The organism is Gilliamella sp. wkB178 (assembly GCF_001690705.1).
Classification (GTDB): domain Bacteria; phylum Pseudomonadota; class Gammaproteobacteria; order Enterobacterales; family Orbaceae; genus Gilliamella; species Gilliamella apicola_K.
This window is the reverse complement of record NZ_LZGK01000016.1, coordinates 267816-292261: the sequence shown is the minus strand read 5'-3', so window position 1 is coordinate 292261 and position 24446 is coordinate 267816. Positions and strand designations below refer to the sequence as shown.

Genomic DNA, 24446 nt, shown 5'->3' with positions numbered 1-24446 from the left:
GTTACTTATTAATGGCTTCTAGCTGTTCCCACCTTGCAAACACGGCTTCAAGTTCCGCTTCTTTATCGGCTAAGGTTTGTAAAATTAAGCTAGTGTGCTCGTGAGGTTGATTAAAGAAGTCACTCTGACCAATTTGGGCTTGTAACTCGGTTATTTCAACGTCTAGTTGCTCTATTTTTTCCGGTAATTGGGCTAATTCGCGTTGCTCATTATAACTAAGTTTCAGCTTGGTTTTTGCCGGTTGATTATTGTTAGTGTTGGCCTTATTGTCTTCCTTTTTAGTCGCTTTATTATTATTTGTTGCAACTTGCAGGTTTACCGGCCTGGTTTGTTGCTGTTGTTGCAAAGCATCGCTGTAACCACCGGCATAAACTCCAATATGGCCTTGGTCTTCAAAAAACCAACAATTGGTGACCACATTATCCACAAATTGGCGATCGTGGCTCACGAGTAATACTGTTCCTTGATAATCATTAACCAATTCTTCTAATAGTTCTAATGTTTCAATATCCAGATCATTAGTCGGCTCGTCAAGTACTAGTAAATTGCTTGGTTTTAAAAATAATTTTGCCAACAATAAGCGATTACGCTCACCACCGGATAATGCCCGCACTGGTGTGCGGGCGCGTTTTGGTGGAAATAAAAAATCTTGCAAGTAACCAAGCACATGGCGAGAACGCCCATTAACCATCACTTCTTGTTTACCTTCAGCCAGATTATCCATTACGGTTTTTTCAGGATCGAGTTCTAAGCGATACTGATCAAAATAAGCAACTTCAAGTTTAGTTCCACAATGAACACTGCCCGAAGTTGGTTGTAAATCACCAAGCATGAGTTTTAATAATGTGGTTTTGCCAATACCATTAGGGCCAATAAGCGCGATTTTATCGCCGCGTAATACTTGCACACTAAAATCATTAACTAATTGTTTACCGTCAATTTGGTAACTGACATTTTCCAGTTCAAACACGATTTTTCCGGAACGTAGTGCTTCTTCAATCTGCATTTTGGCACTACCCATGACTTGACGGCGTTGAGAATATTCTTGGCGCATGGCTTTTAAAGCCCGTACTCGGCCTTCATTACGGGTGCGGCGTGCTTTAATTCCTTGGCGGATCCACACTTCCTCTTGGGCGAGTTTTTTATCAAATTCAGCATTTTGCAGTTCTTCGACGCGTAAAGCCTCTTCCTTACCCAGCAAATAACTATCGTAATCGCCCCCCCATGAAGCCACTTTACCACGATCTAAATCGATAATCCGTGTCGCCATTTGGCGAATAAAAGAACGGTCATGAGAAATAAACACTATACTACCACTAAAACTCTTTAAAAATTCTTCCAGCCAGCGAATAGTTTCAATATCTAAATGGTTAGTGGGTTCATCCAGCAATAATACTGAGGGTTGGCAGACCAATGCCCTTGCCAGTGCGGCTTTACGTAACCACCCACCCGATAATGAGGATAACGCCGCCTCGCCATCCAACGACAGTGAGGAAATAACATTACGGATGCGGTTATCCAACTGCCAACCATTTTGCTGATCGAGCTGTTCTTGTATTTTGGCTAATTTAGCTAAATTAGCTTCACTCGGATCATGCTCAATGCGATGCGAGAGTTCATTATAATCTTTTAATAGCTGAGCTTGGTCTTGCAACCCTTCGGCGACAAAGTCAAATACATTACCTTGAATGTCGCGCGGCGGATCTTGTTGTAAACGCGACACCACCACATTATTTTCGTAAACAATTTGTCCTTCATCTAAAGGGATTTCTTTATTTAGTACTTTAAGTAAGGTAGATTTTCCGGCACCATTGCGCCCCACCAGACAAACGCGCTCGTTTTCTTCAATCGCCAGATCAATGTGATCCAGTAAGGGCGCATCACTAAATGAAAGGTAAGCATTTGTAAGATTAATTAATGACATACTTGTGGTTTTTGTTTGGATATTGAATAATAAGCGGGTATTCTATCATAAGTTGTTGTTGGCAACTAAAATCAATTACCAAAGATATAATAAAAATCCTCACTAATGTGAGATCTCGGTTCTCTTCCTGTATAAAACTAATGCTGTAGTATTTATTAATTAACTGAAAATATTAATAAATCTCGGTGTGGAGGTTATTATGAGTCATATGTGGACGTTCCAACGAGTAGGTGGATTAGATCAAGTTGTATTTAACAGTAGTGATGACATTATTAATTTAGCTGACTTAGACCCCAAATTATGGGTGGCACTGAGTTGCCCCACCACAGGCCTCAATTTTGACGAAAGAACCCTGGCGCTTTTGGATGTTGACCAAGATGGCCGCATCCGTATTCCCGATATTTTAGATGCCATTAGTTGGACTAAAGACAAGGTCTTATCTTTTGATAAAATCTTACAATCATCCGATATTCTGCCACTGACGCAGATTGATACCGCCACTAAATCAGGGCAAAAATTATTAGTAACTGCGCATAGTATCTTAGCTAATTTAAATAAAAACCAACAAGATTTTTTAACTCAAGATGATGTGCAACAAGCAATTAAAATCAATGCCGGCAAACTTTATAATGGCGATTTAATCTTCCCTCCGGCGCCTGAATTATCCGCGACTATGCAAACCTTTATTCAATCAGCAATTAAGGTTATTGGTGCCGAAAAAGACATGAGTGGCCAAGCCGGTATTAATTTAGATATTGCCACTACTTTTGTTAACAATCTGCAAACTTGGCAGCAATGGCAAACTGATATTAGTAAGACCGAAACCCCTTTTGGTGACAATCGTGCCGAAATTTGGAAACTGGTACAAATACTTAAACCTAAAATTGATGATTATTTTTTGCGGATAGAACTGGCTCAATATGCGCCCCAAGCGCAAACCGCACTGAATGTAGATGAAAAATATATAGTGCCAACGGAAAATGGCTTATTATCCGACGACGCGCTGGCAGAACTACCATTATCGAAAATTGACACTAACAGTACTTTGGATTTAGTGAATGGACTTAATCCACTTTGGAAGGACAAAGTCAGCCAATTTAAATCCTTAGTGGCGTCGTCATTAGCCAATCCAGATCAACTGAGCCAAGCAGAATGGCAACATATTCAAACTAGTTTGCAAGCTTATACTAAATTGATTAATTCCAAACCAGAAATGGCAAAAATTAAGGTAACCATTGCGCCAACTGCCAGTATTGCAGATCTACCGGCACCATTGATTGCCAGTTTGACTGACAAGCAACTGCTTAACGAATTTCAACACATGGTTGAACAAGACAATCAAACCCCTATTTCGGCGGCTGATGTGCTAGTTTTAGAAAAATTAGTGCTGTTCCATAAACACCTTTATCGGTTATTGGTTAACTTTACTTCGTTTGCTGATTTTTTCTCACTCGAAAATACCGCGGCGTTTCAACTTGGCAAGCTTTATATTGATGGCCGCTGCGCCACTTTATGTGTTGCCGTTGATAACATTGCCAAGCACTCTACCCTAGCCAATTATTCTGAATTATGTCTACTTTATTGTGAATGTACGCGCCACGGGCAAAAACAACTTATTGCCGCGGCTATTACTGCCGGGCAAGGCGATCTGTTAATTGAGGGGCGTAATGGTGTGTTTATTGACACCGAAGGTAACGATTGGGATGCCAATGTAGTCAAAATAATTAGCAAACCAATTAGTATTCAACAAGCGGTGTGGGCGCCTTATCAACGTATTGGTCGCTTAATTACCGAACAAATCAATAAATGGGCTAGTAGCAAAGACGCCAACATAGAAAAATCTAGCGCTCAAGTAATTCAAAATCCGGAAAATAAATTTGATATTGGTAAAAGTGTCGGCGTTTTTGCCGCTATTGGTTTGGCTATTGGCGCCATTGGCACTGCCTTGGCAACTATTTTCCAAGCAATTTTCTCATTAACTTGGTGGCAGTTCCCATTAGTTATTATTGGGTTATTTTTAATCATTTCTGGTCCTTCGGTAATTTTGGCATGGCTAAAATTACGGCGCCGAACCCTAGGACCGTTGCTTGAAGCTTCCGGTTGGGCAATTAATGGACAAGTTAAGATTAATTTATTACTTGGCGGGCTACTTACTAGCAAAGCTGAATTGCCACCAAATGCTAAGCGTAATTTACGTGACCCAATGAGGAAACGCAGCCGAAAACCATTAATAGCATTTATACTGGCCATCTTAATTGGTATTGGCATTGCTGGTGGTTGGCTATGGCATAAAGGTTATTTTAATCAATACCTTGAACCACAAAAGCAACAACAAATTAGCAATAACACCAATACGCAAAAATAAACCTAGTAATAGCGATCGCAATAAGTATCGCTATTACTAGCTTTGGTTCGCTGATAACCTCGGCGAACCATTAGCACCATTAATGCTCATACACTGGCAAGCGATGGCAAATAGCTAGGACTTTTGCTTTAACAGCTTGAATCGCTTGTTCGTCATTAATATTATCTAACACATCGCAAATCCAATGGGCTAAATCACGGCATTCCGCTTCTTTAAAACCACGACGTGTGATCGCCGGCGTACCTAGCCGAATTCCCGAAGTAACAAATGGGCTTTTAGGATCTTTGGGCACACTATTTTTATTTACGGTGATATTGGCACTACCTAAAGCGGCATCGGCCTCTTTACCGGTGATGCCTTTAGCCACTAAATCAATTAAAAATAGATGATTTTGCGTTTCACCAGCAACTACCTTATAACCACGTTTTAAAATAACATCAACCATAGCTTGGGCATTTTTAATTACTTGCTGTTGGTATTGTTTATAAGCAGGTTCCATTGCCTCTTTTAACGCTACGGCTTTAGCGGCAATCACATGCATTAACGGGCCACCTTGTGCCCCGGGGAATACCGCTGAATTTAGTTTTTTATACAGTTCCTCACTGCCACCTTTGGCTAAAATTAGCCCCCCACGTGGCCCACCTAACGTTTTATGGGTAGTGGTAGTGACTACATGCGCAAACGGCACCGGATTAGGGTAAACTCCAGCAGCAACTAAACCGGCAACATGTGCCATGTCCACAAATAAATATGCGCCTACACTATCAGCAATTTCACGCATTTTTTGCCAGTCAACGATGCCAGAATAAGCAGAAAAACCACCGATAATCATTTTCGGCTGGGACTGTTTGGCAATGGTTGCTAGTTCGGCATAATCAATATGCCCGGTAGCATCAACCCCATAAGCCACAACTTTATATAGCTTACCGGAAAAACTCACTGGCGAACCATGGGTTAAATGCCCACCTTCGGATAAGTTCATACCCAAAATGGTGTCACCCGGTTGCAATAAAGCGCTATAAACCGCAAAATTGGCTTGCGAACCAGAATGTGGTTGTACATTAGCATAATCCGCACCAAATAAGGTTTTAGCCCGATCAATAGCTAATTGTTCAACAATATCAACATATTCACAACCACCATAATAACGTTTACCCGGATAACCTTCCGCATATTTATTGGTGAGTTGCGATCCTTGCGCTTGCATTACCCGCGGGCTGGTATAGTTTTCGGAGGCTATTAGCTCCAGATGATCTTCTTGACGTTGCTCTTCACCTTTAATGGCATCCCATAAATCCTTATCATAATCGGCAATGGTCATTGCTTTACTAAACATGTTGACTCCTTATTATAAATTAGATCAGCTTGTAAGCTTATTGCAGTACTTGTTAGTATAAAAACCAAGCATTTATCCTCACTCAATCAGCATTTTATTGCAATCTTTTTTACTAATTATAAAAAAATTTTATATTAACAAGGCAATTAGCGATCATTGGTTTTATTTATTATGAGATCAGCTAGTCAGTGATCGTCATAAATTATTAACAATCTTACTAGCTATTGTTACCATAAACTGAACTTAATAAACTCAGTTTTTACTCAGGGAAATTTTCAATTTTACTAACATTAAGTATATACTGACGCTAAGTTTATAATTGAGTTTTTAGTTTATATGCCTTTATCGACACTTACTGTTATACCGTTTTTTATATTAACCATTGTTATTGCTTCATTGTTAAAACAGAAAAAATGGCAATTATTGACCATAATCTTAATGACCGTACTGATAACTATGGAGCTTACTTCTATTTATTTTAGTGGTGGCTTTATTGATTATCAGTTTTACGTTAATTTAAATGTTAACGATATTATCGAAGGTTTATTTATTTTTAAGCTGCAAGCAGTATTAGTTATAGGGGTATTTTTTGTTTTAATCTGGCTATTATCCAAATTAGCCAATCTATTAAAACGTAAATGCCACTTACTATTGCGGTTGTCATTAGCAATTTTAGCGGTGGTTTCGCTTAGTTATCATAATGGTCCATTTAGCCGCTTATATGAGATTTATCAGGTAACCAGTGCCCCACGTGAACCATTCGATCATGCGTTACAAGCGCTTAACATGCAGGATTATACCAATAAAAATCAGCTAATTAGCCATAAAGGCAAAAATATCGTGGTGCTATCGTTAGAGTCTTTTGAACAAGGCTTTTTCGATTTTAACGATCTAACCCCGAATCTAAAACAATTACGTGACGATTATACCTTCTTTGCTAACATGCCAATGAGTGCCGGTAGTAGTTGGACCACGGCCTCAATGTATACCTACATGACTGGTGTGCCTTTTTTAATAGGTGGTTATGCAACCACACCATTAATGCAAGCTAATGCCACTAAATTAGTGAGTTTAGGTGATGTACTAACCCAAGCGGGATACCAAACTCGCTATGTAATGGCTGGTCCTGACTTTGCCGGGATCGGGCATACAGCTGAGCTGTTGGGGATGCAAGTTATTTCGGAGAAGAACTATATAGGTCAATACCCTAAAGCCCCTTTTGGCCTATATGACAAAGATATTTTTGATATTGCCCAAAAACAGATCGCTACCATGAGCCAGAGTGATAAACCTTTTGCGCTCTTTATCTCCACAGTATCTACCCATGCACCTAATGGCTTTGATGATGAACGTATGCGGGCCATCATTAGCCCCAAACAAGATAATATGTCATTTGTGGCAGCGTCGCTCGATTATAATTTAGGGCAGTTCATGCAAAACCTGAAACTGCAAGGATTATTAGCTAACACGGTGTTTTATATTTTCCCTGATCACTTAATGATGGGGTCGGGTACTGCAACAATTAAGCAACTGTCTACGAAAGAACGTAAACTGTACTTACTCACAAATGCCGCTGCTCAGGATTTACAAAAAACTCCGGATCAAACCATCTATCAAATAGATCTACCTAGGTTGATCCTTAATGGCGCCCAAATCGAAACTAATGCCAAATTTTTAACCGATTATCTAAATACAGAAAATTTCGATAAAAAACAGTTTATTGAACAAAATAAAACCAATATCGCGACTTTGAATCATTCAGCAGAGGAATTTAAATAAAATTAAATATGACAGTTGATACTTTGATTTTAGTCACCACTATAAGTTGCTTCGGGATGATATCCCCTGGTCCGGATTTTTTTCTGATACTCAAAAATAGTTTAAGTTACCCTCGTAAACTAGCATTAATGACTTGTTTGGGGGTAATTATGGCAATCTGCGTACACATGAGCTATTGTGTTGCCGGAATAGCGGTACTGATTACCACTACACCTTGGTTATATAATGCCCTGCGTTACGCGGGTGCAGCTTATTTGATCTGGTTGGGGATTAAAGCGCTGTTAGCTAAAGAATCGGCAACTACTTATGTCTGTAAATCGATGCCCCAACAGTTAATTTCGACTAAGACGGCATTTATGCAAGGTTTTTTGTGTAATTTACTTAATCCTAAGGCTACCTTATATTTTTTGGCTATTTTTACCCAAGTGTTAGATGCCAGTTCATCGTTAACCGATAAACTATTAGTGGCTTTAATCATCTGGTTTGAAGCTATACTGTGGTGGCCGTTGGTAGTGTTTATTTTTCAAACCCAAGCAATACAACGCCGTTATTTTAAAATTCAATTTATTATTGATAAATTATTAGGAGTAATTTTAATTACGCTTGGGGTCAAAGTGGCTTTCGGTATTTAATCACCTAAACCAATTTATTACCGATATTTTATACTGAAACGTATAGTTCTCAGGAAACATCTTGACAGATTAAAATACGACTACTTTCTTTTTTGAATATTTAACTGTTAATTGTTAAACTGTTCGCCGTATAAAAGTATATAATAACTAACAATTTGCTTTACAAGCGCTAATAAAAATTAATTATGTTACACCAAACACCATAGGCTAATTAAAATGGATAAATTATTACAATATGGTCGAGAGTTACTTGAATTAGAACTTTATGAAGCCCATAAACTACCTCAGCGTTTAGGCAAAGATTTTATTAAAGCTTGTCAGCTGATTTTAGCCACTAAAGGTAAAGTGGTAGTTTCCGGTATTGGCAAGTCCGGGCACATCGGCAAAAAAATCGCGGCATCGTTAGCTAGCACAGGTAGTCCAGCTTTTTTTATGCACCCGTCTGAAGCATTACATGGCGATTTAGGCATGGTAACCGCAAATGATGTGGCTATTTTAATTTCTTATTCCGGACGCGCTAAAGAATTTAGTTTTATTTTGCCGATACTGGCAGCCATGAATATTCCAGTTATTGCCATTACTGGTGGCTTAGATTCCCCCCTTGCCAAATCAGCGCAGGCAGTTTTGGACATTTCCATTGAAAAAGAAGCTTGTCCAATGGGACTGGCACCGACTTCCAGTTCTACCAATACTCTACTGATGGGAGATGCACTTGCCATCGCAGTAATGCGCGCTCGAGGTTTTAAAGAGGAAGATTTTGCCCGTTCACATCCGGCGGGTAGTTTAGGTGCTAAATTACTTAATCACGTTAAAGATGTGATGCGTACTGGTGACTTAATTCCTAAAGTTCCGCAAACCGCGACAGTGCTTGAAGCGATGTTAGAACTTAGCCGCACTGGGGTAGGTTTAGTGGCAGTCTGTAATGATAATAATAAAATTATTGGGGTTTTCACCGATGGGGATTTACGCCGTTTATTATTAAAAAATGGTACCTTACAAGATTGTATTATGGATGTGATGACCAGCCCTGGCTACCGAGTACCGGAAAATTGGAAAGCGGTTGAGGCTTTAAAATTATTCAATGACCACAATATTACTGCTGCCCCGGTAGTTAATTCTGAAGGGGAATTAGTGGGTGCATTAAATATCCATGATTTGCACCAAGCCGGAATTAGCTAAAACTATTGATAAATACCTATTGCAAAAAGGGGCTATCTATTGAGATAATTACCGACCTAAATTTTTGTCGTTAGACGGAGATCCAAGAACAAGTTACACAATTAATACTAGAATTGATTACATATAATCGTAACGTATTGATATTGTGTTGTATATTTTAACCAAATTTAATAGATGATGAAACTACAATGGCAGAAAAGCGAAATATCTTCCTAATTGGCCCAATGGGGGCAGGAAAAAGCACAATAGGCCGACAAATTGCACAACAGTTAGGCATGGAATTTTTTGATTCTGATCAGGAAATTGAAAAACGTACTGGCGCTGATATTGCATGGATTTTTGACTTAGAAGGTGAGGATGGGTTCCGTGCCAGAGAAGAAAAAGTCATTAATGAATTGACTGAAAAACAAGGTGTAGTACTGGCAACGGGTGGGGGTTCAGTATTATCTAAGGAAACCCGCAATCGGTTATCAGCACGTGGCATTGTCGTCTATCTTGAGACCACAATTGAAAAGCAAATGGCTCGTACCCAAAAAGATAAACGCCGCCCATTACTGCAAGGTGGTAATACTCCGCGTGAGCTATATGAAGAGTTAGCTGATGAACGCGAACCACTATATGAAGAAATTGCTGATATTACCATCAAAACAGATGAACAAAGTGCCAAAGGTGTAGCGGGTTACATTATTGAAAAAATAGAGCAGATTTAAACTGTTTATTTTAATTAAATAGTTAATAATGATAAGCAATAATCCTGGGGACAGGTTAAGGAGTAAATATGCGTGTAGATAAAGATGACCGTTATGTAACCGAACAATCTAATAAGGTCTCTACGCCCTCATTACAATTGCCAAGTTTTCTAAAAGATTTGTCCAAGAAAAAATTAGTAATTGCTGGTTTAGCAATTGTTATTATTCTGTTATTGCTTAGTTTACTGGTGTTTCGTTCTTCTAATAAAAAAGAACCGACGCCTACATTATTAACTCCGGCGCAAATTAATAGTGTCGATACTACCGAAACAACTAATAATTCTCCGGTTGATGGTTCTAATGGGCAAAACAGTACTGTTAATAATGCTCAACCTGGCAATGCTAATCCGGTGCCCACTAATGCGCCGGAAACCAACACTAATCAACTTAATATTCCGGAAAATCCTGAAATTTCGAATAGTAATACACCGGCAAATACCCCTAATGTATCTTCGCCGGTAACTCAAAATTCAGTTACCAGAACACCAACCAATGAAATTGTTAGTAATACCTCCACGCACGCAAATAATACTAAGAGCACCAAACTTAATCCGCCGGTGATTAAAAATACTTCTACCAAGAAAGATGTTAATCCTAAAGAAGAAAAAAACAGTTCTGGTAAAAACGCTAAAATAAAGAATGACCAATATACTATTCAAATTACTGCGTCTACATCAGCTGATAAGCTAAAACAATATGTTAAACAGCATAATATTACTAATTATCAAATTCACGAAACTAAACGCAATAATACTACGTGGTTTGTGTTAACTAAAGGTAGTTATGCCTCAATGGATGAAGCCAAAAAAGCCATCAAAGCGTTACCTAGTGCACTACAAAAAGATAAGCCTTGGGTTAAATCTGGTGCCAGTCTTAATAAAGAGAAAGTAATAAAATAGTGGATATGGTTCATATATCCTACTACCAAGAGTAAAACAGGAGCATCCGTTGAAAAAACAACGAGCCTTTTTAAAATGGGCTGGGGGAAAATATGAGCTTGTGGATACAATTAAGCAGTATCTACCGGAAGGGGATCAATTAATAGAACCCTTTGTAGGTGCTGGTTCGGTATTTTTAAATACTAATTATAAAAGTTATATTCTGGCTGATATCAATAATGATTTAATTGAATTATTTAATTTATTGAAAACCAATCCAGATAAATTTATTAATGATCTCAAATTACTCTTTAACCCACAAAATAATAGTTCTGACGCATACTATCAATTGCGCGACGTATTTAATGCTAGTAAAGATCAATACTTAAGATCGCTATTATTTGTGTATTTAAATCGGCATTGTTATAACGGTTTGTGCCGCTATAACAATAGTGGTTTATTTAACGTGCCTTTTGGCCGTTATAATACTATTTATTTTCCAGAAAAAGAGTTGTATTTTTTTGCTAACAAGGCGCAAACTGCCAAATTTATTTGTGCGCCTTATCAAGAAGTAATGAAAAAAGCCAAACCTAATTCGGTTATCTATTGTGATCCTCCTTACTTGTCACCTAATGATTCAGCTGGATTTACCGCTTATTATTCAAATAATTTTGGTTTTGAAGAGCATAAAAGATTGTCACAATTAGCGGAAAAAATAGCTTATAAAAAGAATATTCCGGTATTAGTGTCTAATCATTATACAGATTATACTAAAACACTTTATAATAAAGCATACTATCTTCACCGCACCGAAATACGGCGATCGATTAGTTGTGCCGGTGAAGGCCGCAAAAAAATTGATGAAATTTTAGCATTATACAAAAAATCATAAACTAGTTTGTGTATATGCTTAATTATTAGAGGGACACTATGAAAGAATTTATTATTGCGCCATCAATATTATCAGCTGATTTTGCTCGTCTTGGTGAAGAAACTCAAAATGTGTTAGCGGCCGGTGCCGATGTGGTTCATTTTGATGTGATGGATAATCACTTTGTACCTAATTTAACCATGGGTTCGATGTTCTGCCAAGCGCTGCGCGATTATGGCATTACGGCTCCTATTGATGTGCATTTAATGGTGTCACCAGTTGAAGACTTAATTTTATCTTTTGCTAAGGCTGGAGCGAGTAATATTTCGATTCACCCGGAAGCTACCATTCACCTAGATCGCTCATTACAGTTAATTAAAGATCATGGCTGTACCGCCGGTATTGTGCTTAATCCTGCCACTCCACTCGATTATTTAGATTACGTCATTGATAAAGTTGATCTTATTTTATTAATGGGTGTTAATCCTGGTTTTGGTGGTCAATCATTTATCCCCACTACCCTAAAAAAACTACAACAAGTTAAACAACGCATTTTACATTCAGGCCGTGATATTCGCTTGGAAATTGATGGCGGCGTCAAAGTCGAAAATATTGCTGAGATTGCCAAAGCTGGCGCCGATATGTTTGTTGCCGGTTCAGCCATTTTTGGACACCCTGATTACAAAGCGGTGATAGATGCTATGCGTAAACAGTTAGCAGGAGTTAAACATGCGTAAATTAGATGATATACAAGCCCTCGCATTTGATTTAGATGGAACATTGGTGGATAGCGTGCCCGGGTTAGCTTTAGCGACACAACTTATGCTAGCAGACTTAAAATTACCTACTGTAACCAATGACCAAGTTAAAAACTGGGTAGGTAATGGCGTTGATGTGATGTTAGAGCGGGCATTTACAGCCATTAAAGTTGAACTGTCACCACAACTATTTACTGATGCTAAAAGTCTATTTAATAATCATTATGATAAAGTCATTGATGCCGAAACTAAATTGTTTCCCCATGTTAAAGAAACGCTCAAAACACTGTATGCAAACAATTATCCATTAGCCTTGGTTACCAATAAACCGGCCCAATTTTTACCGGCTTTATTAACTTCATTAGGTATTAAGGATTATTTTGCATTAGTGCTTGGTGGAGGGGATGTGATTAAATTAAAACCGCACCCGGCGCCGCTTTATCAGGTGTTGGCTACTTTTGGTTTGTTTAATGATCAACTGCTGTTTGTGGGCGATTCTAAAAATGATATTGATGCAGCTAAAAATGCTAACTGCCCGACTGTCGCTTTAAGTTATGGTTATAACTATGGAATCTCCATTGCTACTAGCGAACCAGATTTTTTATTTGATGATTTTAAAGATATTTTAACTATATTACCTCAGCCGAGAGCTGATGCGAAAAAATAATTAGCATAAATTAGGAATAAATTATGAGTAAACCGATTGTCTTTAGTGGTGCCCAGCCATCAGGAGAACTTACACTTGGCAACTATTTAGGTGCGTTAAAAAATTGGGTCGCCTTGCAAGATGAATATGACTGCATTTATTGCATTGTTAATCAACATGCAATTACCGTGCGGCAAGATCCCATTAAATTACGCAAAGCGACACTCGATACAATGGCACTTTACTTAGCTTGTGGTATTGATCCTAATAAAAGCACTATTTTTGTGCAATCACAGGTTTCGGCACATGCTGAATTAGGCTGGGCATTAAATTGTTACACCTATTTTGGTGAACTTAGCCGCATGACCCAGTTTAAAGACAAATCATCACGTTATGCAGAAAATATTAATGCCGGTTTATTTGATTACCCGGTACTTATGGCCGCGGATATTCTTTTATATCAGGCCAATTTAGTTCCGGTTGGTGACGATCAAAAACAACATTTAGAATTATCACGTGATATTGCTATGCGTTTTAATGCGCTTTATGGTGATATTTTTACGGTACCAGAACCATTTATTCCTAAAGTTGGTGCGCGAGTAATGTCGTTACAAGAGCCGACTAAAAAAATGTCTAAATCAGATACTAACCGCAATAATGTGATTGGTTTACTTGAAAACCCTAAAGATGTAGAAAAGAAAATCAAACGTGCGGTAACCGATTCTGATGATCCACCAGTAGTGCGTTATGATCTTAAAAACAAAGTTGGCGTTTCCAATCTGTTAGATATTTTAACCGGAGTCACCGGTAAACCAATTGCCGAACTTGAACAACAGTTTGCTGGCAAAATGTATGGTCACCTTAAGGCTGAAGTTGCTGAGCAAGTTATTAGTATGATGACAGATTTGCAGACCGAGTATCATGAATATCGTAATGACGAAAGTTATCTATTGGCAATTATGAAAGAAGGTGCTGAAAAAGCCCGCGCTAAGGCCGCACCAACCTTGAAAAAGGTATATGATGCCATTGGTTTTGTATAATTGAACTAATTAATAGTGGCGGCTATTGAGTTTATATGTCAGGTATTATAGTCATTTAAAGGTATGCGGGATCGGTTATGAAGATTATTATTCTTGGTGCTGGGCAAACAGGCAGTGCGCTGGCTGAATATCTGGTTACCGAAAAACAGAACGATGTCACTGTGGTTGATGAAGATCCTGATAAGTTACAATCTTTGCAAGAACGTTTCGATTTACAAGTGATTATGGGTAAATCATCTTACCCACAGGTGCTAGAAAGTGCCGGTGCCGAATCGGCCGATATGCTAATTGCCGTCACTAATTCAGATGAAATTAATATGATGGCTTGTCAAATTGCCCATGTTTTATTTAACGTGCCGCAAAAAGTTGCCCGTATTCGTGCGCCTGAATATAACGACGAGAATTATCCTTTTTTCAATAAGAATTGCATACCAATAGATCATATTATCGCTCCGGAAAATCTTATCACTAAGCATATTAGCCAATTAATTCAATACCCAGGAGCACTGCAATTTGCCTCTTTTTATGATAATCGCGTTTGCCTGGTAGCGGTAACCGCCTATTATGGTGGTGCATTAGTAGGTAGTGAATTGTCCGAGCTTAAAGAACATTTGCCACATGTGGAAGCGCGCGTGGTAGCAATTTATCGTAAAAATCGTTTTATTCGCCCTATTGGTTCAACGCTTATTGAAGCTGGTGATATGGTTTACTTCATTACGCCACCACTTAATATTAAAGCGGTAACCAGCGAACTACAACGGTTAGAAAAACCCTATAAACGCATTATCATCAGTGGTGGTGGTGGTGTTGCTTTGGCCTTAGCCAAACGTTTAGAAAATGATTATCAAGTCAAACTCATTGAACGCAATGCTGAACGTGCCGAGTTAATTGCCGAGCAATTAGTGAATACTACGGTGTTGCATGGTGAATCATCCGACCAAGAATTATTATCGCAAGAGCAAGTGGAATTAACGGATTTGTTTATTGCCGTCACCAGTGATGATGAGTCTAACATAATGTCTTCTATGCTTGCCAAACGTATGGGCGCCAAAAAAGTCATTGTATTAATTCAACGCCAAGCTTACCTAGAACTCATTAATGATAGTGTGATTGATATAGCCATTTCACCACAACACGCAACCATATCAGAATTACTTAGCCATGTAAGGCAAACTGGCGTGGTCAAAGTAGTCTCACTTAGACAAGGTGAATCTGAAATTATCGAAGTGGTGGCTCATAGCGACAATGAAAATTCCAAATTAGTGGGCAAAAATATCAATAGCTTAAAACTACCATCGGGTGCCACCATTGGTGCCGTAGTGCGTGGCGAGGATGTGATTATTGTCAATACCGATCTTACTATTGAAGATAACGATCATTTGATAATCTTCCTACCGGATAGAAAAGCAATTACTGAGATTGAAAGATTATTACAATAACTTGTTTAATGTTGATATTCAGTTCATAATAATTTTACAGTTTGACTCGGGGTGTTTTTTGTTTACACAAAAAACTGAGATTTTACCCGTTGAACCTGATCTGGGTTATACCAGCGTAGGGAAGTCTAAGTCAGATAGTCCATAGATTGGCATTCTTCCTTATAAAGCAATTAATCAATAAGGGAAAATTATGCCAACCATTAACACATTACTCGCCGCTCAAGCACTTCCTTTTATCCAACAGATCCAGCAGCAACAACCATTAGTGCATTGTATTACCAATGATGTAGTACAAAATTTTACCGCTAACATTTTATTGGCTATTGGTGCCACACCGGCCATGGTTATTGCCGAGGAGGAAGTTAGCGCATTTGTTAGCATTGCCAATAGTTTATTAATTAATCTTGGTACGATCACTCGCGACTCAGCCAAAAGTATGTTATTGGCCGCAGCCCAAGCTCAAAAAACACAAACTCCGTGGGTATTAGATCCCGTTGCTGTAAGTAGCGTGCTCAGTTTTCGCAGTGACATTGCCGCCCAATTATTAACCTATAAACCCACGGTTATTCGCGGTAATGCTTCGGAAATATTAGCGTTAAATGGTGACAATTGTTCAGCAAAAGGGCCGGATAGCCAAGACTCAACCAAATCAGCGTTAAATGCCGCTAACCAATTGGCTCTAAAACATAACACTATTGTTGCCATCACCGGTGATATTGATTATGTCACTGATGGCAATAACATTTATGGTGTAACCGGTGGTGATATTGCTTTGACTAAAGTTACCGGCACCGGCTGTTCATTGTCTGCCATGGTTGCCGCCTTTGTTGCTAATACTACTGATAGTTTATTAGCCACCGCAGCCGCTTGCTATATGATGAAAACTGCCGGAGAACGCGCCACTAAACAATATGGCTTAGGCAGTTATGCGGTGGCACTTATAGATCAGCTTTCTGTTTTCACTACTACTCACCAATGAGGCAATGAGATGAATAAGCACTTAGATCTAAGCCTGTATTTAGTCCTCGATCCATTATTATGTGGTGGTATTAGCGGCATGGTAACTACTACCGCAATTGCGGTAGCCAACGGTGTAACCGCGGTGCAATTGAGATCAGAATATCAATTTGCCGGTAAGGATTGGTATCAAGCAGCTTTAGCCTTAAAACAGGTTCTCAGTGACACCCCGGTGCCACTATTTATTGATGATCATGTTGATGTTGCCTTAGCTGTGGATGCTGATGGGGTGCATATTGGCCAAAGTGATTTGCCGGTCGCTGTCACCCGTAAACTAATCGGCAATAACAAGTGGTTGGGATTTTCGGTAGCTAATCGGCAACAACTTGATGCCGTTGCTTGGCAACTAGTAGATTATATTGGTATTGGGCCAATCTATCCTACTTCGACCAAAAAAGATGCGGCACCAGCTATGGGAATGCCACAATTAGCGGAATTAGTGCGCCTAAAGCAATGCCCTGCCGTTGCGATTGGCGGAATTAACACCAATAACGCTACCGCGGTTTTACAAACGGGTATCGAAGGCATTGCTGTGGTTTCAGCAATTTGTGGTCAAGAGGATATCCAACAAGCCACCTTATCACTTATTAAAAAAATTCAATCAGCTAAAAGGAAATAATATTATGACGACAATTGCATTAACTATTGCTGGTTCCGATCCCAGTGGTGGTGCGGGTATTCAAGCTGATTTAAAAACCTTTTCAGCATTAGGGGCTTATGGAATGTCAGTAATTACCGCATTAACGGCTCAAAGCACTCAAGGTGTGGCTGCAGTGCAAGCTATTGCCCCTGAATTTGTGGTGGCGCAATTTAATACCTTGTATCAAGATATTAAAATTGATAGCGTCAAAATGGGAATGTTGATGGATAAAGAAATCGTCACCACAGTCTATCATCTGCTAACAAATAACCCCATTCCGATAATAGTACTTGATACTGTAATGATCGCTAAAGGTGGGCACCCATTATTGAAATCAGATGCCGTTAGCGCCATTCGCGATCTGTTATTACCATTAGCTACCGTGATTACCCCTAATTTACCGGAAGCGGCCGCCTTGTTAGATTGTGCTGAAGCACAAACCGAAGATGAAATGCAACAGCAAGGATATGAGTTACTTAAGCTGGGCTGTAAAGCGGTGTTAATGAAAGGTGGGCACTTAGTTAGTCAAGAAAGTCCTGATTATTTAATTACTCAAGATAAAATTATAAGAATGACCTCTACCAGAGTACAAACCCAAAATACTCATGGAACAGGTTGCACACTATCCGCAGCCATCACCGCCTTATTACCTAAAAACAACTTAGAATTAGCCGTTCGCCATGCCAAAGATTATTTACACGGAGCCATTAGCCATGCCGATAATTTAGCTATCGGTAAAGGGATTGGACCCACCCATCATTTTTATCGCTGGTGGTAGTTATGTAATAGTAGTAGTTAAGTAATAAATGAAATTATGTTAATTTTGTAAAGATGTTTCCTGAGAGGTATACGTTTCAGTATAAAAATTTGCTATTAATAGTAGCATTAAATTAGCTAGCAATGAGGATTAGCAAAATTGAGGTATTTTTGCTAATCCTAGTCAATGGTAAGATGATTAATGGGTTAGCACCTTACCATTACTCAGCAATCTTCCGCATTAAGCGTAAGATACGCCAACAAATTGATAACCGGCTTCATTAACTGCCGCGATGGCTGCTTCTTGCGAGATAGTCCCATTTTCAATATTAACTTCACGTTTAGCTAAATCAACCGTTACTTTAGCTTTAGGATCTATATCATTAATCGCTTTAGTAATGGCCTTAACACAATGTTGACAACTCATATTATCGACTATTAATTTCATACTAACCTCTCTATTTATTGTTAAATTCTAACATTGCAATACCAGTATATGCTTCTTTACTTACCAATACAAAATGAACTGAAAATTCGGCCTAATAAATCATCCGAGGTAAAAGCCCCAGTGATTTCACTTAATGCTTCTTGAGCTAGTCTTAACTCTTCAGCCAGTAATTCACCGGCATGAAATGTGGTTAGTTGGTATTTACCATTGTTTAAGTGCTCAGCTGCTTTTGCTAGTGCCTGTAAATGCCGTCGCCGTGCTAAAAATCCACCTTCAGTACTACTGGTAAAACCCATTGCTTGTTTTAGGTGTTCGCGCAATAATTCTACGCCGTCCCCGGTTCTAGCCGATAGCTGAATCAGCGAGTAACCATTTACTTCACTATAACCTAGCGATTCACCGGTTAAATCGGCCTTATTGCGAATAACTGTGACTGGCATATGCTGTGGTAAGCGTGCAATAAATTCAGGCCATAATTTTTCCGGATTAGTTTCTGCGGTAGTGGTACTGTCCACCATCAATAATACTCGGTCAGCTTGTTCGATCTCGTGCCATGCTCGTTCAATACCAATGCGTTCAACTTCATCACTGGCTTCGCGCAATCCGGCAGTATCAATAATGTGTAGCGGCATACCATCGATATGAATATGTTCACGTAGTACATCACGGGTAGTACCTGCTATATCTGTAACAATTGCCGCCTCGCGCCCGGCAAGGGCATTAAGTAAACTAGATTTGCCCGCATTAGGGCGCCCGGCAATTACCACTTTCATACCTTCACGCAATAAGGAACCTTGTTTAGCTTCTTGACGGACTTCGTCCAACCGCGCTATTACCTCATTGAGTTGGGATTCAATTTTACCATCAGATAAAAAGTCGATCTCTTCTTCCGGAAAATCAATGGCCGCCTCGGTAAAAATCCGTAGGTGTATCAAGGATTCAACTAGTGCATTAACTTTTTTAGAAAATACGCCTTGTAATGAAGATATTGCCGATTTTGCTGCTTGTTCCGAACTGGCATCAATCAAGTCTGCAATTGCTTCTGCTTGGGCTAAATCAAGTTTATCATTTAAAAATGCGCGTTCGGAAAATTCCCCAGGTCTGGCAATGCGAACATCAGCAACTTCTAATACCCGCTTTAACAATAAATCTAATATAACTGGCCCGCCATGTCCTTGTAATTCAAGGACATCTTCACCAGTAAATGAATGGGGATTAGGGAAAAATAATGCAATACCTTCATCCAATATCGAATCATCGACAGCTAAAAAAGGTAAATACTCAGCATAACGAGGTTTGGGTAATTTCCCTAATACAGCATGGGCAACGGCTTGTGCTTTGGGCCCTGAAATTCGCAAAATACCAACACCACCACGCCCGGGTGGTGTTGCTTGGGCAACAATAGTATCTGAATTCATATTCATCTATGTATAAATTTAATCTTGATGCTTTATCATATCATGTACGTCAAGCAAAAACAGCCGCTTACAACTGCTTGATAAAGATATTATAACTTCTAGGCTAGTACTGGTAATTGAGGAATCAATCACCTTGTTTTTGATACATCTAAACTACTTAACTCAATGGTTATGATTTTCGGGTGATTGATTAACTAAACTAGCGTTTGCTGGGTGATCAAACAACCAAGAATTTACTAACGCTAATGGTTCACGGATTAAAGCGTAATATTTATCTAAATTAGTAAAACTCAAACTAGCTGGTAATCCGGAAACATCTTTAATACCAGATCGTTTGGCTAACATTATAGAACGTAACAAGTGAAAATCACTGGTTATCACCACCGTTTTACCTAATGGTAACACATTATTTGCATATACGAATTGTTGCGCGGTTCGCGTTGATTTATCTTCAATATAAATTCTGGAAGTGGCAATACCTTTTTGGGCTAAGTAATCAGCCATCACGCTAGCTTCGGTCGCGGATTCATCTTTACCCTGACCACCACAAACAACCACTTTGGTCTGTGGATTGGTTTGTAAATAAGCTACTGCCACATCTAAGCGATCTTTTAATGTTGGATGCGGCGTGGCAGGAGATCCAATCACCAATGATCCTAAAACAACGACTGTATCAGCATTTGCAGCTGGTTTTTGTTGCGCATAATAATAAATAACAATATTACAAATAACAAAATACAATAAAACTAATACCAATCCATACTTAATTAATTGCTTAAATTGCATCAAACTACTAACCTTTTTTAAAACAGTTTACAAAGTGATCGTTAATCAGCCCCATTGATTGCATAAAGGCATAACAAATGGTCGAACCTACAAAAGAAAATCCCCTCTTTTTTAACGCTTTGGACATTTTATCGGAAATTTCGGTACTGACCGGCACTTCACTTAAATCCTTATAATGATTAATGATCGGTTCACCATTAACGAACGCCCAAATAAATTCAGAAAAATCCTCACCATTACTTTGCATAGTTAAATAAGCCTGAGCATTTTTTATAATACTATTTAGCTTTAAACGATTACGAATCAATCCCGGATTTTGCAATAAGATCTCAATATCCGCGGCAGTGAGTTGCATAATTTTTTCAGGTACAAAATCAAAAAAACAACGGCGATATTCATCACGTTTTTTGAGTACCGTGATCCACGATAGCCCGGCTTGTTGACCTTCTAAACAGATTTTTTCAAATAATTTTAGACTATTATGTTGAGGAACACCCCATTCATTGTCATGGTAAGCTATATATAAAGGATCATTGTTAACCCAACTACAACGTATTGATTTTTCGGTATTCATTAGTATTAATATCTTAAGATTTAATTATTTATTATGACGTATATTGATAATTATTGTATAAAATAAATATAAATATTGTCGAATTATAAATCAAATAGTGAGTTTCATCATATACATTAAATTTTTTTATGATTAAAAAAAAGACTATTTTTTGTGGCAAAATATCGACTACTTATCACGATTTAGTCAAAAAAGATTTAATTTCTTAATTTTCTTTATCATATTAATAATAAGGTTAGATTACATGAACCAAGTAGAGATTTGTTCACAATGGCAGCCAGTTGCTCGGCCATTAAATGGAAAAGATTTAAAAACATTATTCTTATCCTCTTTAGGAGGTACCTTAGAATTTTATGATTTTGTTATCTATGCTCTATATATTGATACCATTGTAAAACCACTTTTTTTACCGCACACATTATCACCTTTAACGCTAGATCTGTTTGCTTGGGGTATTTTTGCTGCCGGTTATTTAGTGCGCCCGATTGGTGGCATCATTATGGCTCACTTTGGTGATAAAGTTGGGCGTAAACGAATGTTCACTTTAAGTGTGGCAATGATGGCCCTGCCAACGTTTATTATTGGTATTTTACCTACTTATGGTTCGATTGGTATTTTTGCACCATTTTTGTTACTGATTATGCGCATGTTACAAGGTGCGGCCATCGGTGGTGAAATGCCGGGCGCTTGGGTATTTATTGCCGAGCATGTGCCTCAGCAACGCTATGGTTTAGGCGTTGGTACCTTAACATCAGGCATTACGGGTGGGATCTTACTTGGTTTCATCATGACAATTTTTATTGACCTGAGCTTTACCACTGAAACTATCTTAGATTATGCATGGCGGATTCCATTTATTGCCGGTGGGGTGTTTGGAGTGATTTCCGTTTATTTACGTCGCTTTTTATCAGAAACCCCAATCTTCAAAGAACTTGCTGCACGTAAAGCCTTAGAAAAAAGCATTCCGGTGGTGACTGTAATTAAAAAACATAAAACTGCCTGTGTGATTGTCGCTTTGTTAACTTGGTCTTTATCCACAGCTATCATGGTTGGGATTTTAATTACTCCCGGTCGCATTGTTGGTGGTATGTATCATTTTGCTAATCTTGATTGGCGCATCGGTGGTTGTATTGCCGCTTTAACCTTAACACTAGGGTGTGTTATTTTTGGTTGGTTAGAAGATAAACTTGGCACTACTATAAATGTAGTTATAGCTTGGGGTGGCTTGGCAATCACTAGTATTTATTTTTATAGTTCATTAAGTGCGGATATGTCGTTAACTAAATTGTATTGGATTTGGGCACTATTTGGTTTATTTATTGGGGCAATTGTGATTACACCAATAATCGGTACCCGAGCATTTCCGCCTTCAATTCGATATTCAGGATTATCGTTTTCTTATAACTTAGCTTATGCCCTATTCAGTGCCATCACTCCTACCTTAACTCTTTATCTGTTAAGTCCGCAGCATTTATTAGGTGAATATAGTTATCTTGGTGCTGGAATTTATATTGCCTTTGTTTCGTTAATTGCCATAGCAGTTGGTTTTTATCCATTAGCGAAACAAGGTTGGCGGAATGAATCTAGTAATTAATAGTTAATATGCTATTAATAAATAAAAAGCCGGATAAGACCGGCTTTTTTGTTTTGCATAATAGTTGACGATACTTTAACGCATAGTAACAAACTCTTCAGCTGCGGTTGGATGAATAGCCACTGTATTATCAAAATCTTTTTTGGTGGCGCCCATTTTGAGTGCTACTGCAAAGCCTTGTAGCATCTCATCCATACCATAACCAATACCATGAATACCAACTATTTTTTCTTCTTTACCCACACATACTAATTTCATTCGGCACGGCTGATTATGCTGGGTTACCGCGGTATACATAGCCGTGAATGTGGAAGTATAAATTTTAACGTTGTCTTGACCAAATTGTTTGATAGCTTGCGGTTCTGTTAATCCAACTGTTCCTATAGCAGGATGAGTAAAAACGACCGTTGGAATATTGTTGTAATCTAAATGTTCATCCGGTTTATTATTAAATAATCTTTCCGATAACCGGCGCCCTGCAGCAACTGCTACTGGGGTTAATGCTATAGCTCCAGTGTCATCACCTACAGAATAAATACCCGGAACATTAGTGTTTTGATATTTATCGACAACCACAAAACCTTTGTCATTAACAGCTATGCCAGCCGCTTCTAAATTCATGGTTTTAGTAGCAGGTTCGCGCCCTATTGCCCAAATCACACAATCAACAGTATAACTTTCACCATTTTCAAGAGTTAATGTTAATGAATCATCCTTATTTTTGGTTACTGATTGAGGAATAGCAAAAGTATGTAATTGTTGACCGTCAGTAGCAATAACTTCCATTAATGTTTCAACAATTAATGGGTCAAAAGATCTTAACGGTGATTGTTTACGGACAAATTGATGGGTTTGTGCACCTAAAGAATGTAAGACACCAGCAATTTCACAAGCAATGTAACCGGCACCAACTACTGCAACCCGTTTAGGTAATGCTGTTAATGCAAAAAAACCATCCGAAGTAATACCATATTCAGCGCCTGGTATATTAGGTATGGTTGGCTTGCCACCTACTGCAATCAAGATATGATCGGCACTATATTGCTCACCATTAACTTCCACGGTATGTTGATCTACAAATTTGGCATAACCATGAATTACATCTACTTTATTTTTATTTAAAACCCAATCATAAGATTCATGGACATCATCAATATAAGCGGTGCGGCTAGCAATCAGTTTGTCCCAACTAAACTGATTTATAGTGGTATCAAAACCATAGTCAGGCCCATAATTTTTTATCGCCTCAGCAATTTGTGCGCCATACCACATAATTTTTTTAGGTACACAGCCAACATTAACGCAGGTGCCGCCAAGCAAGTTAGCTTCAATAATGGCACATTTTTTTCCATATGATGCTGCGCGGTTAGCAGAAGCAATACCGCCACTACCACCACCTATAGCAATATAATCATAATGTTTAGTCATAAAATTTCCTTAGTACTCTTTTTGTCATAATTTTGCTGATTAGCTTGGCACAAAGCAGACAATAAAAAAAGTCATAAATAAGAAATTTAATAATAGCTATTAACGATTGATCGAATTAACAATAAAAAATAAATAAGAATACTTGAAGAAATTAAAGGCTATTTATAATAGATATAAATAGCCAACTCA

22 protein-coding genes and 1 riboswitch are annotated in these 24446 nt (G+C 38.5%); of the genes, 15 read left to right on the top strand and 7 right to left on the bottom strand.

Going from position 1 to position 24446, the window contains the following annotated elements:
- Position 1: 1 nt before the first annotated feature.
- Positions 2-1924 (bottom strand): ABC transporter ATP-binding protein, encoded by a 1923-nt coding sequence (locus tag A9G13_RS10920; RefSeq protein WP_065557630.1) that lies wholly within the window; start codon positions 1922-1924, stop codon positions 2-4.
- 199 nt (positions 1925-2123) lie between these two features.
- Here A9G13_RS10920 and A9G13_RS10915 point away from each other — a divergent pair, with 199 nt between their 5' ends.
- Entirely contained in the window at positions 2124-4289 is a 2166-nt protein-coding gene (locus tag A9G13_RS10915; RefSeq protein ID WP_065557629.1) for a phage holin family protein, read from the top strand.
- A gap of 79 nt (positions 4290-4368) precedes the next feature.
- On the opposite strand, the gene glyA is transcribed toward A9G13_RS10915, so the two are convergent.
- A complete protein-coding gene (gene glyA, locus A9G13_RS10910; RefSeq protein WP_065557628.1) occupies positions 4369-5625 on the bottom strand; it encodes a serine hydroxymethyltransferase in 1257 nt (418 codons plus the stop codon).
- A gap of 336 nt (positions 5626-5961) precedes the next feature.
- Here glyA and A9G13_RS10905 point away from each other — a divergent pair, with 336 nt between their 5' ends.
- The 13 genes from A9G13_RS10905 (at position 5962) to thiD (ending at position 18031) form a co-directional block, all read left to right on the top strand.
- A complete protein-coding gene (locus tag A9G13_RS10905) occupies positions 5962-7404 on the top strand; it encodes an LTA synthase family protein (RefSeq protein WP_065557627.1) in 1443 nt (480 codons plus the stop codon).
- An 8-nt stretch (positions 7405-7412) separates the two neighbouring features.
- Entirely contained in the window at positions 7413-8036 is a 624-nt protein-coding gene (locus tag A9G13_RS10900; protein WP_065557626.1) for a LysE family transporter, read from the top strand.
- Between the two features lie 216 nt (positions 8037-8252).
- Positions 8253-9215: an arabinose-5-phosphate isomerase GutQ gene (gene gutQ / locus A9G13_RS10895; RefSeq protein ID WP_065557625.1), complete on the top strand. Its 963-nt coding sequence runs from the start codon at positions 8253-8255 to the stop codon at positions 9213-9215.
- Between the two features lie 188 nt (positions 9216-9403).
- Positions 9404-9925 (top strand): shikimate kinase AroK, encoded by a 522-nt coding sequence (gene aroK, locus A9G13_RS10890; RefSeq protein WP_065557624.1) that lies wholly within the window; start codon positions 9404-9406, stop codon positions 9923-9925.
- A gap of 68 nt (positions 9926-9993) precedes the next feature.
- Positions 9994-10863 carry an SPOR domain-containing protein gene (locus A9G13_RS10885; protein WP_065557623.1) on the top strand — a complete coding sequence of 290 codons (870 nt, stop codon included), beginning with the start codon at positions 9994-9996 and terminating at the stop codon, positions 10861-10863.
- 49 nt (positions 10864-10912) lie between these two features.
- Positions 10913-11734: a Dam family site-specific DNA-(adenine-N6)-methyltransferase gene (locus A9G13_RS10880; protein WP_065557622.1), complete on the top strand. Its 822-nt coding sequence runs from the start codon at positions 10913-10915 to the stop codon at positions 11732-11734.
- A 38-nt stretch (positions 11735-11772) separates the two neighbouring features.
- Positions 11773-12450 carry a ribulose-phosphate 3-epimerase gene (gene rpe, locus A9G13_RS10875; protein ID WP_065557621.1) on the top strand — a complete coding sequence of 226 codons (678 nt, stop codon included), beginning with the start codon at positions 11773-11775 and terminating at the stop codon, positions 12448-12450.
- Positions 12443-13138, top strand: coding sequence for a phosphoglycolate phosphatase (locus tag A9G13_RS10870; RefSeq protein ID WP_065557620.1), 696 nt, complete (start codon positions 12443-12445; stop codon positions 13136-13138). Before rpe ends, A9G13_RS10870 begins: the two co-directional genes overlap by 8 nt.
- A 23-nt stretch (positions 13139-13161) precedes the next feature.
- A complete protein-coding gene (gene trpS, locus A9G13_RS10865; protein ID WP_065557619.1) occupies positions 13162-14157 on the top strand; it encodes a tryptophan--tRNA ligase in 996 nt (331 codons plus the stop codon).
- A gap of 77 nt (positions 14158-14234) precedes the next feature.
- Positions 14235-15596: a Trk system potassium transporter TrkA gene (gene trkA, locus A9G13_RS10860; protein ID WP_065557618.1), complete on the top strand. Its 1362-nt coding sequence runs from the start codon at positions 14235-14237 to the stop codon at positions 15594-15596.
- 37 nt (positions 15597-15633) lie between these two features.
- Positions 15634-15735: riboswitch (TPP riboswitch) on the top strand.
- Between the two features lie 51 nt (positions 15736-15786).
- On the top strand, positions 15787-16575 hold the full coding sequence (gene thiM, locus A9G13_RS10855) for a hydroxyethylthiazole kinase (protein WP_065557617.1): 789 nt from the start codon (positions 15787-15789) through the stop codon (positions 16573-16575).
- Between the two features lie 9 nt (positions 16576-16584).
- Positions 16585-17232, top strand: coding sequence for a thiamine phosphate synthase (gene thiE / locus A9G13_RS10850; RefSeq protein WP_065557616.1), 648 nt, complete (start codon positions 16585-16587; stop codon positions 17230-17232).
- A gap of 4 nt (positions 17233-17236) precedes the next feature.
- Positions 17237-18031 (top strand): bifunctional hydroxymethylpyrimidine kinase/phosphomethylpyrimidine kinase, encoded by a 795-nt coding sequence (gene thiD, locus A9G13_RS10845; protein WP_065557615.1) that lies wholly within the window; start codon positions 17237-17239, stop codon positions 18029-18031.
- A 219-nt stretch (positions 18032-18250) separates the two neighbouring features.
- On the opposite strand, the gene A9G13_RS10840 is transcribed toward thiD, so the two are convergent.
- The 4 genes from A9G13_RS10840 to A9G13_RS10825 form a co-directional block, all read right to left on the bottom strand.
- Positions 18251-18457: a heavy-metal-associated domain-containing protein gene (locus A9G13_RS10840; protein ID WP_065557614.1), complete on the bottom strand. Its 207-nt coding sequence runs from the start codon at positions 18455-18457 to the stop codon at positions 18251-18253.
- 56 nt (positions 18458-18513) lie between these two features.
- Positions 18514-19875, bottom strand: a complete 1362-nt coding sequence (gene mnmE / locus A9G13_RS10835; protein ID WP_065557613.1) for a tRNA uridine-5-carboxymethylaminomethyl(34) synthesis GTPase MnmE — start codon at positions 19873-19875, stop codon at positions 18514-18516.
- Positions 19876-20037: 162 nt separating this feature from the next.
- The gene (locus tag A9G13_RS10830; RefSeq protein WP_065557612.1) at positions 20038-20661 is read right to left on the bottom strand and encodes a YdcF family protein; all 624 of its coding nucleotides are present in this window, start codon (positions 20659-20661) and stop codon (positions 20038-20040) included.
- Between the two features lie 7 nt (positions 20662-20668).
- Complete coding sequence (locus A9G13_RS10825; RefSeq protein ID WP_065557611.1) at positions 20669-21235, bottom strand: DNA-3-methyladenine glycosylase I; 567 nt, start codon at positions 21233-21235, stop codon at positions 20669-20671.
- A 244-nt stretch (positions 21236-21479) separates the two neighbouring features.
- Between A9G13_RS10825 and A9G13_RS10820 the strand changes: the two genes are divergently transcribed.
- Positions 21480-22829 (top strand): MFS transporter, encoded by a 1350-nt coding sequence (locus A9G13_RS10820; protein ID WP_065557610.1) that lies wholly within the window; start codon positions 21480-21482, stop codon positions 22827-22829.
- A gap of 75 nt (positions 22830-22904) precedes the next feature.
- Here the strand turns inward: A9G13_RS10820 and gorA are convergent, their stop codons facing one another.
- Positions 22905-24257: a glutathione-disulfide reductase gene (gene gorA / locus A9G13_RS10815; RefSeq protein ID WP_065557609.1), complete on the bottom strand. Its 1353-nt coding sequence runs from the start codon at positions 24255-24257 to the stop codon at positions 22905-22907.
- Positions 24258-24446 lie beyond the last annotated feature (189 nt).

Excerpts from the sequence above, each read along its gene's own strand:
- A9G13_RS10885 (WP_065557623.1), top strand. The coding sequence starts at position 9,994 with ATGCGTGTAGATAAAGATGACCGTTATGTAACCGAACAATCTAATAAG.
- A9G13_RS10830 (WP_065557612.1), bottom strand. The coding sequence starts at position 20,661 with ATGCAATTTAAGCAATTAATTAAGTATGGATTGGTATTAGTTTTATTG.
- A9G13_RS10915 (WP_065557629.1), top strand. The coding sequence starts at position 2,124 with ATGAGTCATATGTGGACGTTCCAACGAGTAGGTGGATTAGATCAAGTT.
- thiE (WP_065557616.1), top strand. The coding sequence starts at position 16,585 with ATGAATAAGCACTTAGATCTAAGCCTGTATTTAGTCCTCGATCCATTA.
- thiM (WP_065557617.1), top strand. The coding sequence starts at position 15,787 with ATGCCAACCATTAACACATTACTCGCCGCTCAAGCACTTCCTTTTATC.
- gorA (WP_065557609.1), bottom strand. The coding sequence starts at position 24,257 with ATGACTAAACATTATGATTATATTGCTATAGGTGGTGGTAGTGGCGGT.
- A9G13_RS10820 (WP_065557610.1), top strand. The coding sequence starts at position 21,480 with ATGAACCAAGTAGAGATTTGTTCACAATGGCAGCCAGTTGCTCGGCCA.
- aroK (WP_065557624.1), top strand. The coding sequence starts at position 9,404 with ATGGCAGAAAAGCGAAATATCTTCCTAATTGGCCCAATGGGGGCAGGA.
- gutQ (WP_065557625.1), top strand. The coding sequence starts at position 8,253 with ATGGATAAATTATTACAATATGGTCGAGAGTTACTTGAATTAGAACTT.
- A9G13_RS10900 (WP_065557626.1), top strand. The coding sequence starts at position 7,413 with ATGACAGTTGATACTTTGATTTTAGTCACCACTATAAGTTGCTTCGGG.
- rpe (WP_065557621.1), top strand. The coding sequence starts at position 11,773 with ATGAAAGAATTTATTATTGCGCCATCAATATTATCAGCTGATTTTGCT.
- thiD (WP_065557615.1), top strand. The coding sequence starts at position 17,237 with ATGACGACAATTGCATTAACTATTGCTGGTTCCGATCCCAGTGGTGGT.
- A9G13_RS10840 (WP_065557614.1), bottom strand. The coding sequence starts at position 18,457 with ATGAAATTAATAGTCGATAATATGAGTTGTCAACATTGTGTTAAGGCC.
- glyA (WP_065557628.1), bottom strand. The coding sequence starts at position 5,625 with ATGTTTAGTAAAGCAATGACCATTGCCGATTATGATAAGGATTTATGG.
- A9G13_RS10870 (WP_065557620.1), top strand. The coding sequence starts at position 12,443 with ATGCGTAAATTAGATGATATACAAGCCCTCGCATTTGATTTAGATGGA.
- trpS (WP_065557619.1), top strand. The coding sequence starts at position 13,162 with ATGAGTAAACCGATTGTCTTTAGTGGTGCCCAGCCATCAGGAGAACTT.
- A9G13_RS10825 (WP_065557611.1), bottom strand. The coding sequence starts at position 21,235 with ATGAATACCGAAAAATCAATACGTTGTAGTTGGGTTAACAATGATCCT.
- mnmE (WP_065557613.1), bottom strand. The coding sequence starts at position 19,875 with ATGAATTCAGATACTATTGTTGCCCAAGCAACACCACCCGGGCGTGGT.
- A9G13_RS10905 (WP_065557627.1), top strand. The coding sequence starts at position 5,962 with ATGCCTTTATCGACACTTACTGTTATACCGTTTTTTATATTAACCATT.
- A9G13_RS10920 (WP_065557630.1), bottom strand. The coding sequence starts at position 1,924 with ATGTCATTAATTAATCTTACAAATGCTTACCTTTCATTTAGTGATGCG.
- trkA (WP_065557618.1), top strand. The coding sequence starts at position 14,235 with ATGAAGATTATTATTCTTGGTGCTGGGCAAACAGGCAGTGCGCTGGCT.